Annotated in this window: 10 protein-coding genes and 1 pseudogene; all 11 read right to left on the bottom strand. The window is 51.0% G+C overall.

From position 1 onward, the window contains the following. Positions 1-4: 4 nt before the first annotated feature. The 11 genes and pseudogenes from PSH79_RS25230 to PSH79_RS25175 all read right to left on the bottom strand — a co-directional run bounded on the left by PSH79_RS25230 (position 5) and on the right by PSH79_RS25175 (position 13,105). The gene (locus tag PSH79_RS25230; RefSeq protein ID WP_305440136.1) at positions 5-481 is read right to left on the bottom strand and encodes a hypothetical protein; all 477 of its coding nucleotides are present in this window, start codon (positions 479-481) and stop codon (positions 5-7) included. Then, complete coding sequence (locus PSH79_RS25225) at positions 478-687, bottom strand: hypothetical protein (RefSeq protein ID WP_020308633.1); 210 nt, start codon at positions 685-687, stop codon at positions 478-480. Before PSH79_RS25225 ends, PSH79_RS25230 begins: the two co-directional genes overlap by 4 nt. A 46-nt stretch (positions 688-733) precedes the next feature. Beyond that, a pseudogene (locus PSH79_RS25220) lies at positions 734-909 on the bottom strand (NAD-dependent dehydratase); the annotation flags it as partial. 34 nt (positions 910-943) lie between these two features. Continuing rightward, positions 944-2,017 carry a hypothetical protein gene (locus PSH79_RS25215; RefSeq protein WP_020308634.1) on the bottom strand — a complete coding sequence of 358 codons (1,074 nt, stop codon included), beginning with the start codon at positions 2,015-2,017 and terminating at the stop codon, positions 944-946. 84 nt (positions 2,018-2,101) lie between these two features. Beyond that, on the bottom strand, positions 2,102-2,335 hold the full coding sequence (locus tag PSH79_RS25210; protein ID WP_229621682.1) for a hypothetical protein: 234 nt from the start codon (positions 2,333-2,335) through the stop codon (positions 2,102-2,104). A 721-nt stretch (positions 2,336-3,056) separates the two neighbouring features. Next, positions 3,057-4,271 carry a PIN domain-containing protein gene (locus PSH79_RS25200; protein WP_305440134.1) on the bottom strand — a complete coding sequence of 405 codons (1,215 nt, stop codon included), beginning with the start codon at positions 4,269-4,271 and terminating at the stop codon, positions 3,057-3,059. 905 nt (positions 4,272-5,176) lie between these two features. After that, positions 5,177-7,342 carry an AAA family ATPase gene (locus PSH79_RS25195; RefSeq protein ID WP_020308642.1) on the bottom strand — a complete coding sequence of 722 codons (2,166 nt, stop codon included), beginning with the start codon at positions 7,340-7,342 and terminating at the stop codon, positions 5,177-5,179. Then, complete coding sequence (locus PSH79_RS25190) at positions 7,339-7,812, bottom strand: hypothetical protein (protein ID WP_020308644.1); 474 nt, start codon at positions 7,810-7,812, stop codon at positions 7,339-7,341. Before PSH79_RS25190 ends, PSH79_RS25195 begins: the two co-directional genes overlap by 4 nt. Next, a complete protein-coding gene (locus tag PSH79_RS25185; RefSeq protein ID WP_020308645.1) occupies positions 7,799-8,467 on the bottom strand; it encodes a hypothetical protein in 669 nt (222 codons plus the stop codon). Before PSH79_RS25185 ends, PSH79_RS25190 begins: the two co-directional genes overlap by 14 nt. Continuing rightward, positions 8,464-11,697, bottom strand: a complete 3,234-nt coding sequence (locus PSH79_RS25180) for a hypothetical protein (RefSeq protein ID WP_305440133.1) — start codon at positions 11,695-11,697, stop codon at positions 8,464-8,466. The genes PSH79_RS25185 and PSH79_RS25180 overlap by 4 nt, the downstream gene beginning before the upstream one ends. Further along, the gene (locus PSH79_RS25175) at positions 11,690-13,105 is read right to left on the bottom strand and encodes a site-specific integrase (RefSeq protein WP_146754844.1); all 1,416 of its coding nucleotides are present in this window, start codon (positions 13,103-13,105) and stop codon (positions 11,690-11,692) included. Before PSH79_RS25175 ends, PSH79_RS25180 begins: the two co-directional genes overlap by 8 nt. Between the last annotated feature and the right edge of the window lie 26 nt (positions 13,106-13,131).

Below are 13,131 nucleotides of genomic sequence, written 5' to 3'. Positions count from 1 at the left end.
CGGACTACTGCGAGCTTAGCCAAGCTTCCATTTTTTGCAGCTTGTCAAAATCTAAAAGTTTGGGCCTTCCCGAATTCAGGATCTCAAAAAGCCGCTGCTTCGTTTCGGAAGAGGGAAACCAATCAGCGACCTCGACGTTGCAGTGCTTAGAATCACTTAGCACCCATTTCATCACCATGTCAGCTGCGGCTCTGTAGTGATCCGCCATGAACAGCCTTTTGCCGTCTTTTGACCAGCCTCGCATCGCAAGCTCGTCGGTTACGTCGATGACTCCAGCGTCTCCAAAGAAATCGGTCGTATCTGGATAATGAAAACCTGCCAAGGACACTTTCGCTACGCCCGAATCGCTGTCGAAGTAGGAGAGGAAATGCCACCCACCTGTAGTGCTTCCAGCGTGCGGAAAGTTGATCGCAGCCTTGCCAGTGATGTAGTGGGTGCGGGAAACGCGTTTGAGATCAAAATCGAAAAGCGGCTGGTTCATGGGAGTTTTTTGAGCCGGGCCAGCCCCTGTTTGATATGACCAGCGTTCTCACCAATTGTGTAAAGCGCACCACGGACGTTGTCGCCGACTTCCGCATGTCCCTGGGCTTCCACTTGGAGGGTCAGCTCCATGAGCGCAGCCTCAAGGGCCAGCTGGTTTTGGTACATCCTTTCCAGCACATCTGATAGCGAGTATTCACTTGCCATTTTCCTTCTCCCTGAAATCATCTGAGCATATGTGTTCTGGGATGACCTAGGGTATCAAGCGCATATTCCTCAGTTTGCCCCAACACAAAAAAATGCTTGATCGCTCGCGTGGTAGGCGGTTGAGCCCATTGCACGGCTTTTTGACATATCCGTCACGACTTCGATTGGTCGAGCAAGGTCTGCATCGGTATTCCTTGAGGATATCAAGCAATCAACGGGCGAATTGCTGCCTAGCCGGATTGGCCAGAGCGCACCGCTAAATTTTCTCAGATAAGCCCTCGCAAGAGGGATCATCATCCTTTACGAAGAAAGTCATAGCCGTCCTGGACTGTAAGCAGTTCTCGGCTTGTTCACTTATGAGTGATCGAGCGTAAGGATCAGCCCACATCTGCATCACACCTTCTCGTCGAAATACTTCAAGCGGCAACGGCGTTGTAGCAAAAGGGTTGTGATAGATACGCAGCCCATCGGTGATCCCTTCTGAGGCTTCGTTTCCTCTGGACACAGTGCGCTTCATCTCGCCATTCGGTAGCGACCAGACAGACGATATGATCGCATCCGGATTTCCGCACATGGCATCAACTTTTCCCCAAGTGGCCAGATTACTGAATATCACGGCGCTAATGTGGCTAAAGCGCAAGCAATCGAAAAACCCCAGTTCGATTTCAGCACCGTTATCTTTCTGTACGCTTCCCAAAGATTTCCCCTCTAATCCGTTAGGAAAGCGCTCCGGATTAGCCAGGTATTCCGCTTCATCTACGTAGTAATCGAATAACAGGGCTTCGATAGCCCGGTAGGCCTGGAGGTTGAAACCCGGCTGTTCGAACGGTGCTACTGCTAAGACAAATGGGCGTCCTTGGACATGCGGATGATGCTGATACTTATCTTGGAATTTTTGTGATTTGCTCATGAACGCGTTGGCCAACCTGATTATCGCGACCCGATTGAGCGCATTGAAATCAACGTCTTCAAAGAACTCCGCTGTCATGGGCCTACCCCACTCCGGGGTAGCCTCAATGGAATGGTTGGCAGTGGTTGCTTCCACCGTAAACGTAATGTCTGCTGACGAAACTAGGAAATCAGGGGCTGGATAAGTCCAGTCGAAAGCAAAGCCATACTCGCGGAACACTGCGTGAAGATAGATTTCCCAAAAGCTTGAGTTAAACGTGGTCTGAAACTCACGTACGAATTTGTTATCCCTGTCTGGAAATCCATCAAGCCAGCGTTGCAGCTCCTCTCGCTGGTAAAGCCTGCCGGGTCGTCCGTCAGATATGGTGCGAAAGTGTGGATGAAGCCTGTCCTGTTCGTACAAGGGCTTTAGCAAGTCCATTTCGGTCTCCCAGTGTGCAGAATCAGGAATGTTTACATTCTAGTTAAAGCGTATTTTTAGGCTACTTCGACCGAAGATCACTTCTCACGTACCTCGCAAATCTTTCTGAGTTGAAGCTTGTTCGGGAACGCCAACAACTTGCGCTGAACGAGCCTCCTTGGCCTCTTTGAGCCTCTGCTCAGCGTACATAGCCGGATCATCATTTGGCAGCGGATATCCTGCGGCTGAGAGAGCTTCGGCGCGCTCTTCAATGAGCAGGCGCTCAGGATCACGAGCGACTTGGTAGGTTCTGCTTGGTACACGTCGAGTTGTGTCCATTCGCGCCTCCCCCCTGAAAGCCGATGAATAAGAGCGACTAAACTACTTTTAGAACGATAACAGAACGCTCTAAATAGCGATGCTCCGCTGCGAGTCACGAGGGAGGGTGCGTTACAATCTATGTATCACAGGCGCAAACACCAAGCGCGCAGGCGTGAGGGATGTGAGCCAGTAGGGTCGAGACACGGCTTGGCGGGGCTCGATTCACGGCAGCCTGACGCCGCAGGCGGCACGCCATCAACGCCAACAAGAGGTAACTCAAATGCCCGACGATGAACTCCGCGAACTGGAGGCCAAGAGACGAAAGGCTTTGTGGATGCTTGCGAACATATCTCCAGGCGATTCGAAGGCGTTCGATGCCTTATCCATCCTTGATGACCTTGTTCTTCAAGAGCGAAAAGACTCCCCTCATGCTGACAAGGTACTTGAGCTCAACCAGCTTCGGCATTGTGTCACGCTGCAGCATCACCATTCCGGCATCGACATCATCTTGGAGCAGACTATCCCGCAGCCATGGAGGGAGCGCTTCAATCAAGCAAGTATCGGCTCGACCAGGTTGCTTGATGGGCCATACGCCTCAGACTGGGATAAATTTCTGACTGAATGGGTGCGTGAGATGCAGCATCTGCAAAATCACCGAGCTGCACTGGCTGGCAGTAGAGTGAAGACTGGTTCGAACGATGGGAAGCATCGCACGAGCAGTAGGTATAAGCGCAACCGTTTACCGCCAGCGCTCCAAGTCCTCATCTCGACGCCTTTGGTACTCCTGTTCCTGTTCCCAGGCCAGCTGAATATCGTCATCCCTGTCATTCGAATAATCTGGCCCGATGTCTCCAAAATGTATCTGCTGCATCGTTCCGACGATCTCTATCTTGCTAGGTTTCAGACCTTGATCTAGATGCTTCCAATCGCCCCGGAAATGAATAAGAACATCGGCCTCATAACTGACTGGACGTTCCTCGATTGTGCCACCTAGTGAGACATAATCCTTATCGATAGAGTCGTACTGACTAAACGAGAATGTTGCCATCACCTCAGTCGAAACCAACGCAGACAGGCTGAGCACCACGAGGTCGTCTTTAATGAGCACGATCCTGATTCTTGGTTTCTCGCCTACTTCAGGCTTCGCAAACTTATGGGAAAGATAGACGATCTGAAAGTCATCATACTCATAGTTGAATACGGCATTCGCCTCGATCTCTGGCGTTTGTTCGGTAGTGTGGATTGCAATCGCATTGGTTATGCTCGAAAAGAGGTGGCTATCGTGCTCGAGCATTCCTTCAGCCTGCAACAGGCTTATCAGCCTTGCGACCTTTGTATGGGGCTGAAACAGGGCCAGTGCCTCTGCTAAATCACCTACGACATGGAGGTGCTGCAAGTTTTGGGCGAACGCATGCCACCCCTTGTCCTTACTGACAACCACCGTCCGTTTGTTCTCACTTACGGCCCAAGCTTTGAGTGCCAACAATGCTATCGCATCAGGGAATTCATGCTTTTTATCAGAGGCGGTTTCGAACGGAGGCTCAGTGTTGAAATACATCTGCATCAAATCTTGGATCTGAACTGATGAACTTGAAATGACGCGAGCGTTGATCCGCTCGTAGAAAGAATTTAGCTTCGCTTCAGCCAGTGCAGGTGCGCTCAAGACGGGGCCGAGCGAGTTTTCGGTAAAATCCTGAATGTTATCAAACAGGGCATATTTTGCCAGAGTCCGAAGGTTACTCCTTGCTGCCCTTAGCGCATCAGTGATTTCAGACGCCAGATGCTTGATGCCCTCTGAGTGGATAACGTCTGGTTGAAGAATCTGTACAGGGCTCCCTTTAAATTGTTCAAGCTGCTTCAGAATACCGCCATCAAAGTTGTAACGCTGCCCGCGCAAAATATTGCTGTCGATGGAGAGCGCTGCAAAGTCCAGTGAGGGCTCCTGAGTCGTCATTCGAAACTCCGTTCTCGATTAGTTGGTGCGACGTCTAGGAAGATCATCTGCCATGGCTGGAGCCTAAGGCGTCGAGCAGGACGATGTCTAGTCGCCATCCATGCTGAGTAGCCGTGGCAAGCGGAGCGCAGGCGTGCGGGATCGAAGCCCGAAGGGCCGAGACGCAGGCTTTGCAAGGCTCGGTTCACGACAGCCGCTACCCGCAGGGGCACGCCCTAACTGGAAGTGCAGGGACATCCGAGCTCTGCATCCCAAGCGTCCATGGCGTCACTCACGGTCGAAAACCACCGGAGCTCGGAGCTCTGAATGGCATTGGCAACCTGCATGTCTGTATTGGCTTCCATCCAAGACGGTAGGCTCTGCTCGCTCCTGGAGAACAGCCGGGCTGTCGCAACCGCAAATCTGTCCGTCTTCGTTGACTGGAGGCACACGTAGCGCACTACAGCGCCAGTCTGTAACTGACGCCAAGCCACCACCTCGATACAGTCCATGGTGCTCACTGGAGCCACTACGGCGGGATTCGCTTCCTGTTCCACCTGGCCGTCTCCTACTGTTTTGAATGACCGGCTAGGCGCTCCTGGTTTGTGGACAATGTGCTTCAGCTGCTCACGCGAAGCTACGATCTGTTCGCGAAGCTCCTCAGGATCGATGGACATCCCACCCTCGGGTGTCACCTTGAGGGTCTTCAAGGAGTTTGCCGCCAGGATGAAATCGCGTTCACGCGCTTTCTCCCACTCGGGGCGACGGTCGGGGCTGATGACGCTCCAAAGCGTTGTGAGCAACTTCAATGACTTTCTCCTACCTTGAGGCATTGGGCGCGGATCCTGCGATCATACAAGGAGGGTAAGGCGCCTGAAGCGAAAGCCCTGCCCACAATATTGTAGGGCTAACGACCTGTTTGGTATTCAAACCGAGAAGCCAACACAGAGGGTGTCGCTTCGGTTTGGGCGAGCTACCCCCTGCTGCATGATGTTCTGCGTGCTTAGTATCAAAGCCAGCCGCTTAGATCGGGAGACGGCTGTGTACAGCATGCTTCGTTCCACAAATTCGCTTTGACTCAGAGTGCAAAGGATCGACGTCTCGTACTCGCTGCCTTGCGCCTTATGAATGGAAATGGCGTAGGCAAGCTTCATTCCCAGCCCGAACAAGTCCATCCTGGACAGGGTGACTTCGAACCCATTGAAGAAGAATACACCTGAAGTCTGGCCATCGATTGACGTGACGCCAGTCATGATCCCGGTGTTGCCGTTGAACAGATTATGCTCGTAGCTATTCTGGGTGACGATGACGGGGTCGTTAACTCGCAGCCAGTATTTGCCCATCCAAATGCCCAGCGTCTCGTCTGTATGCTGGAGGGCGCTTTGCAGATAGTTGTTTATCTTGTGTCCAGAATCCGGCATGCGATCAGACATGTGTGGCGTCAGGATCTGAGCGTCAGGGATGATCTGCTTGATCTTCGCGAGGTGTGTCAGCATGTCCTGCGTGTTTGTGCAGGGGATTAGATAAACCCCATCGCGCTCGCCATTCCAGAATGGCAGGGTATCCAGATGACCCGATCTAATCTTCATGGCGATGTTCTGAAGGTGGCTGTTGCCGATTGACCTGTGAACCTTGATCAGGTGGGTCGACGGTATCGCCTTAGATTTGGCCAGTGCATGGAAGAAGATTCCATAACCAACCGGTGATAGCTGACCGGTATCGCCTACTAGCAAAAGAGACAGTTCTTTCTTCGCGAAGGCATTCAGCAGTTTCAGCATCAAGGCGATGTCTACCATGCTGGATTCATCGATGATTACCAGAGGGTCGCCTCCAGTGCTGAGCCCTGAGCTTGCAGTGCTGATTTTGATCAAGAAACTGTGGATCGTGTAGGTGTCTCGGCCAACAGACTCCTTGGCGCGCTCCTTGGCTTTTCCGCTCAGTGCTAAGACATGCACAGGGCGGTGCTGAGAGGCTATATCAACGATGGCTTTCAGCACGGTTGTCTTGCCCGTACCGCCAAATCCAGTCAGCGTGCTGATGCGATTAGTAAGCGCCATCAGCACTGCGCTTTTCTGGTCTCGGGTGAGTGAGTGTCCAGGCACGCTCTCACCGTGTGCGCAGTAATCTTCAATCGCTTGCTCCAGTTCCTGCGGAGAACCGTGAAGCAATGAGGCCTGAGCGGACAGTAGACTCGCGACTCGCTGCTCGAGTTTACTTTCGACAAGGGCCGCTCCCAGTGGCTGGATAAGCGTCGTCCCTTGATCCTTCTTAACGCACACAGCACGCCTTTGTAGGGCGCATTCGATAGCTTGGTCTACCAGTCTGGCGGATGGAAGCTTCTGCATCAGGGCGGCTTTTAGCTCTTCTATTTCGTAAGCGGTATGGCCCTGATCCAAGCGCACATAGAGCAAATTCTCCACAAGGCCGGCCAGCCTGCGTGGGTCATCACGAGGTATGCCTAGCTTGGCTGCTGCGGCGTCTACGATTTTCCACATGTTTGGGTGGATGCCTTGAAACGCAATGAGGCTGTACGGATTAAGCTTCAGGCGCTCTACCGTATCCGTCTGGCAAACCTTGAGAACGCTTTTGGCGAGCCCAGGATCGAAGTCGTGCTCCATGAGAAATTCAATTGTTGAAATCTCATCCTGCAGTGTCCTCCAGGCATCCACGACCTTTTGGGCGAGATCAGGATTAATCAGTTCCGCCAGGTGGCTGACTCTGCCTGCAGTCAATGCCTGAGCAAGGTTTTCTGCGCCAAATGCCCTGACCAGTTTCGAGACTTTCGCTTTGCCGAATGACAGCCCGCGAAATGCAGGATGCTTTATCAGCAATCGTTCCACATATGCCGCTATGGGCAGGTTTACGATGTGACAGCTTTCGATCAGAACGAAATCCCTGTACTGATCATGCCCTGTGATCGAGCCTTTGAACTGCCAGCATTCACCGGGTTGAGGAATGCGGGTGATGACTTTATAGCTTGCTCTGCATGTGTAAATTTTGTTTTGGCCAATGATGCGCCCGGAAAAGACTGCACCGCCAAAACTGCCTGGCTTCACCGAGCTCACCTGGATCACGCTCGACAGATTGCTCATAGGATGAATGACCGCCCGGAGTCGATCATCAAGTCCTGCTGGCTACTGATTTCCTGTGCAGATGTGCGAAGCAACCGCAGCTCGGCAGAGAGTTGCTCAACTTGCTCGCGGAGCAGTTCGTTTTCCTTCGACTTTTGCTCAAGCATTACTCGCAACCGATTCGCTTCGCGACTTTTCGAATCCGCCATATCAATCGCCAGAGACTCAGGATCTTTGGCCGCGACAAACTCACTGCCTATGCGGCGAATGTCCTTCGCGATGACCTGCTCAAGGGTTTTGCCCTGTGAGCAAAAGATCTTCTTGGCGCTTTCAGAAAACCACTGCCTACGATTACCACATTCATCAGCGATTTTGCTGAAGTTGACGGCGCCAAACTGATTCACAGGAAACTTTTTTCCAGCCTGTTCAAGCTGCAGCACATAGTCCCTGTAGCGGTCGTACGGAGAGCGCTTTTGATCACCGGTCGCCATTAGTGCTTTCCTTGGCTTTCATCCAAAGGACGAAGGGTTCGGCAATATCTTTTGGAACAAGCCCTTCAGCAGGTTCGAGATCATCAAATGTGCAGGTGATTTTTCCGGCCTTCATGTCAACAACGAACATGCCGTCGCTCGCTTTGAGCACCAGCATAAGGGCACGGCAGGTCTTATCAAACTTCGTCATGAAGGCCTGATCGCTGTGCTTTGAATCCGAAATGGGAGCCAGGGTGGCCCCGTGAGTACGAAGCGCTGATTTGAGAGCCTCTATTTCTTTCTTCAGCCTTTCTGTCTCTGCTTGGAGCCCATCTGCCCGATGCGCTGATAGCTTCTCGACTAGCTTGTTCTTCGTGGATTCCATGTTGCCGGCGGAGTCCCAATATCTATGGAACAGTGGGCCGATCAATGCCCAATAATCGGTGCTTTGAACCAGTGTGCGATAGCCTATCTTCTTCTCGTTTACGGGCAGATCGGCGTTGTAAAGCTCTGCACAAAACCTGGAAAAAGGGGTAATGCCGTCAAAAGATGTCTTCCCCACAAACGTCTTCAGTCGCGGGACAACTTCATCCTTTATCCGGCTGATCCTGAACTCGCGATTTCTCTTCTGGGAGCCTGCAAAGCGATTTTGGCCAGGTTTTGCACCCTTGCTCATGCTGGGACACTCCCAGGGCTCGAAATTAGCTTCAGAATCGAATCAGGGCGATTCAAAGCCATAGGCTTGGTCATTGCATCGCTCAGTTCGTGTAGCGAAATGCCGAGGACTTCACAGGCAGATCGAATCAGTCCCCTGAATTCATCGATTAACGTGAAACCAGTCGGGGCTTCTTCCAGCATGCGGTTGAAGTCTCCTGTGAACGCCAGCAGCTTGTTCCTGGCTACCTTGAGCTGCTGGTTCAGTTGTGGAGTGAAATACTCTGCATGTGACTTGGCTTCAGCAGTGCGGGCGATGAGATTGGAGAGCGAGTGCTCTTTCAGCTCCAGACGTTCCAGATGTTCTGACACGATTTCAGGCTTCTCTACCAAGAAACTTTCACGCGTTTTAATCTCGCTATACATTTGTTCGAGACAGTGTGCTGTGACGCTCCAGGAGATGATCTCCGTAGCCAGGAATTTGCGACGGTTGGCTTTCTGTACAAGGCTTTCTAGCGATGCACCATTCCTTTTGGCCTCTGCGATGTACGCCTCTAGCTCGCTGCATTCATCAGTTAAAGCTCGAATATGGCCGTGAATCCTAGGCAGATGGTCGACAGTTTTGACTGAGTAGTAGCAACCACCGCATGGCGTACTCAGTCCAGGGATGGCACCCAGGTCTTTCACCACGTCCGCTGGACAGTGATTGCCGTACGGGCAGATGTGTGTGGGCATGAAAGCCAGCGAATCAATTGGGCGCTGTTTTGCGGCCCTGACGCCTGATACGACATCGTCCTTCATCTCGCGGTCAAAGGAGATGGCGCCGAAATCAATCAGAGACTTTTCCTTGTCTCGACGGAAAGCCTGCTGGAGCTTTGAGGAGACATCTTCGGCTTTAATATTGGACATTGCTGGACGATCAATGAGCCAGCCCTGCTCGACACTCATCTTCTGAAACTGGGCTACCGACTTCAGGTATGCAGGGTCGACTTTCGCGTAATACATGACGTGTTCTTCAGTGGCTTGCCCCGTGATGAACGCGCCTATGATATGTGGCGGCAATACCCTGATGTATTCGGATACTACTGAAACTCGACAAGAGTGCGGAGTATGCTCGATGAGCTTACAGGCTTGTGCTTCGAGTTTCAGTGCCGCCAAGTAATCGAGAGGCGCATCAATTGACTCTAGGTCACCCACAGCTTCTGGCATCGCGTTCGTAGTATTAATTCCCAGCTGGAATCGGCAGAACAAATCAAAAGAATAGACAAGCCTCTTGAAGTATTTGCCATAGGCTTCTCCTGTCAGTACACCAGGAGTTTCGCCCTTAGGGAACAGGGAGGTGATTTTTCCAAATGGGCTTTCTTCATGGTAGTCGTACCAAACCGGGACATCCATTGACGGATCGTTGAACCATTTAATCATGGCCTTTTGGCGGTCTAAAACATAAATTACGTTTCTGGAAACAGTGGAATCCCAAGCGCCATTTGCCTTGTCTGTGTTGATTCGCAACTTACAAAGAGGCGGTAGCGGTCTAGATCGATCAATGTGCATATCATAGGTTAGCTTTTCCAGCCACCGAATGTGAATGCTTCGAACGCCGGTTTCCAGCGCTACGATGTTGTGTCGAATGTAGTTCAGTTGGGGATAGAAAACCCATTGCTTATTCCTTTCGACACTGTGTTCGATAATGGGCACTACGAACCTAGGGAGAAGGTGTAGAGCTTCATATTTCATCGGGCGGTTGATATCTGACTTTGGCTGACTGGCGTCAAAGTCTGGGTTGCGATAGAAAACAACCGGTACGTACCCGAGTTTTTCAGTTTGAATAACTTTCTGGGCTTCGTTCCAGTTCTTTGTGGGTATATCTGCCCTGAATTTTTTGTCATACAGATTGATCTGCTCTTCATGAACCCTGTCGGCAAGGTGCGTTGAGAAAGATTCAATTGCGTAACAGTATTGCAGCAGAATGGGAAAGTGCTCGGATTCGAAAGCTGGCTTGTTGGTGCCAGAGCTTCTGCTTACAATTGGATAATCGATGTGGGAAATCGGATTAACGAAGCCAGATAGTTCCTCATCGGCGCTAGAGTTGACTATCAAGTAGTCAAACAAAGCTTCCAAGTGATACAGGGACTTTTGAACGGCTGTGCCCGACCGACCCTTGCGAAGATAACTGAGAAAACCAACCTGGCCGTCTCCTTCGATGTGTGTACGATTGAGATCTCGAGGCCCTGGTGGAAGTAGACCAGTTCTTCCAGGATATTCACTAAATAGGAACGTGTTGAACACCGTGAAGCTGCTTTCATAGTGCCTAAAAGTCTTCATTCCTTTGGTTTTTAGCAGTTGAATAAACTTGCCTTGATATTTCAACCAGAGATCGACGCTTTTTTGGTGTTCAGCAGGGATGTTGAATTCACCAGAGATTAATGCCTTTTTACTGGCTGTCTTATCATTTTTTGGAGGGGTAGTGGCTTGCTGGCACCTTTCAGGGTATAGCTTCTGGACGTAGCTCAGAAAAGCCGCAGGGGCAATTGGATACATGAACCAGTCGATTTCGCCACGGCGTGTTTTAATTAGATGTTCAATAAGATCAGAGATGTCAACCGGCCTGATGTCTTCAATTTGGTGCCAGTCGGTGGCGCGAATCATCCGCCACGCATACCACTCGAAATTCTTGATGGCACTCGGCTTCATAACAGTAGTTATATCAAGAATGTTCTCGTATGTGACATGAGGAACGAAAGGCTTGCTGACCAAGGCGAGAACTTCAGTGTAGTCAGCTGCAGCAAACTCGAAATGCTTCTTCTTAGTTTCGTTGCTGCCAGTGGGCTTCTTGGTATCTAACGGAAGAAGTACGGCTTTTTCCTGCCAGAGAAAATGCAAAATCAATATTGAATCTTTAGCAAGCCTTTCCAGTGAAGACTTGTTAATCCAGTCGTGTGCGGTCTTCGGAACCACCTGCTTGGCAATTTTCGCGTCCGGAGTTTTCTTCGTGCAGGTATGGAGATTGTGTACCCAATCTTCATCGTATACCGGGGCGTTAACCGGATCCAAGTGGTCGTTAAAGAAACGTAGGACGGAGGCCTGGTAATACTCATTAACGGAGCCGCTTGAGATTTTGCTAGGAGCGATGTGCTTGGACTCAAAAAGTACCTTTGAAACACATGCCTTAGCTTTGGCAATAGCCTCCTTGATCGATCTCTCCAAGTTCTCTCCTGACTTGATAATGAGAATATCTTTGGTGAGATTAATCATTTTTTTCTCCTTCAATACGCTTGGCTTCTTCCTCGAGTAACTCTAACTGCCGGTAGTGGAAGTCTGCTCGAATCGTCCTGAAAGATGCTTCGCCACGTTGTGATACGTACTGATTGGCGTGTTGGATATAGGCTTCAATTATGTCAGTGTCGTGCTTGGCGTACTTCATGGTAGAAGAGGCACTAGCGTGACCCATTAGGATTTTTACATACGCTAGAGGCAGTCCTGGAATGCTCTGTCCGGGAATTGGCAAGTAATTAAGAGTGTAGGTTCCGTACATATGTCGCAGCGAGTGAGCGCTAATGCCTGTGACGTCCTCTACCCCTGCTTTTTGGGCGTAGCTCTTGAAGGTTTTGTCTCGACTGCTTCGGTCGCTAGCGAAGAATGGCCTGCCATCGAGGTTTTGAAAGAGGAAGTCATGGTCGACGCTCGAGTTGTACTCACGGGTCAAATACTTCTCAAGGTTTTCCCAGAACATCCCGGCAAAGGGTTCGATCATGAACGTCATTTCGGTCACCCGTCCCTTCCAGGCAAGAAACTGGTATTCATCCTCTGTAATTCCAGGCGTTTTGCGTGCAAAAGGGTCGCGGAGGAAAACTGCGAACTCATCATCGTCGATATCGGGCATCCTCACCTGCAGGGCCTCGCTCGAACGAGCGCCTGTTGCCGCGAGTAGGGAATAGAGGGTCATATCTCTATAAAAAGTTTTGGACTTCGCTGGCTTTGACTGCCTGATGAGATCCACGGATCGTTCGATGGGAAATGCTACCGTCTTGAACGGTTTTTGGTCGTTCTTCCTGTCCCTGCGTGCTGCCTGGGGAAATAGTTTGTCTCCCTTGCGCTTAGGCATCACCGACTTAATCGAGTCACGAATGACTGCGGCCAACCAAGAATTGGCCTTGTGCGCCGAAATCTCATACTGGCTGCGGTACTCAGCTCGCTTTGTGTAGAACGCGCTGAATAACTGGTCTGGCGCTATTCTGTTCTTAGTTTCCGATACATCAAGAAACCATTTAATCGACGATTCGATGGTCTGCGCTAGGGAGTTTTGGCCTGTGAGCTTCTCCTTCCCTAGGCTGTCAGCCAATTTCAATGCTATCGGGTTCGCAGCGCCCTTACCGAACAGCAGATACGCCTGGTAGCTGTTGATGACGGTCTCAATTGTGACGTCGACATCCGCCGCGAACTGGGTTTTTGATGCTTCATACACGTAATCCACAAACCGCCCCACGTGCTCGGCATAAAGCTTCGCTGTGTTGGGGGCATAACCCCTACGTGCCAGCCAGATGGTGTAGTGGGTAAAAGGCTTGAATTCCCGCAGCTCGTCGGGCATATCCGGGTCAAGGTGAAGCAATAGGTGTTTAGCTTCGCTTGTGAGCGGTGCCTCGACCAAGATGAAATTTTTCACGAGCGCATTTCCAAATACAACACCCA

This window comes from Pseudomonas sp. FP2196 (assembly GCF_030687715.1).
Classification (GTDB): Bacteria; Pseudomonadota; Gammaproteobacteria; order Pseudomonadales; family Pseudomonadaceae; genus Aquipseudomonas.
Note: the sequence above shows the minus strand (reverse complement) of the source record. Positions and strands in the feature narration are given on the sequence as shown.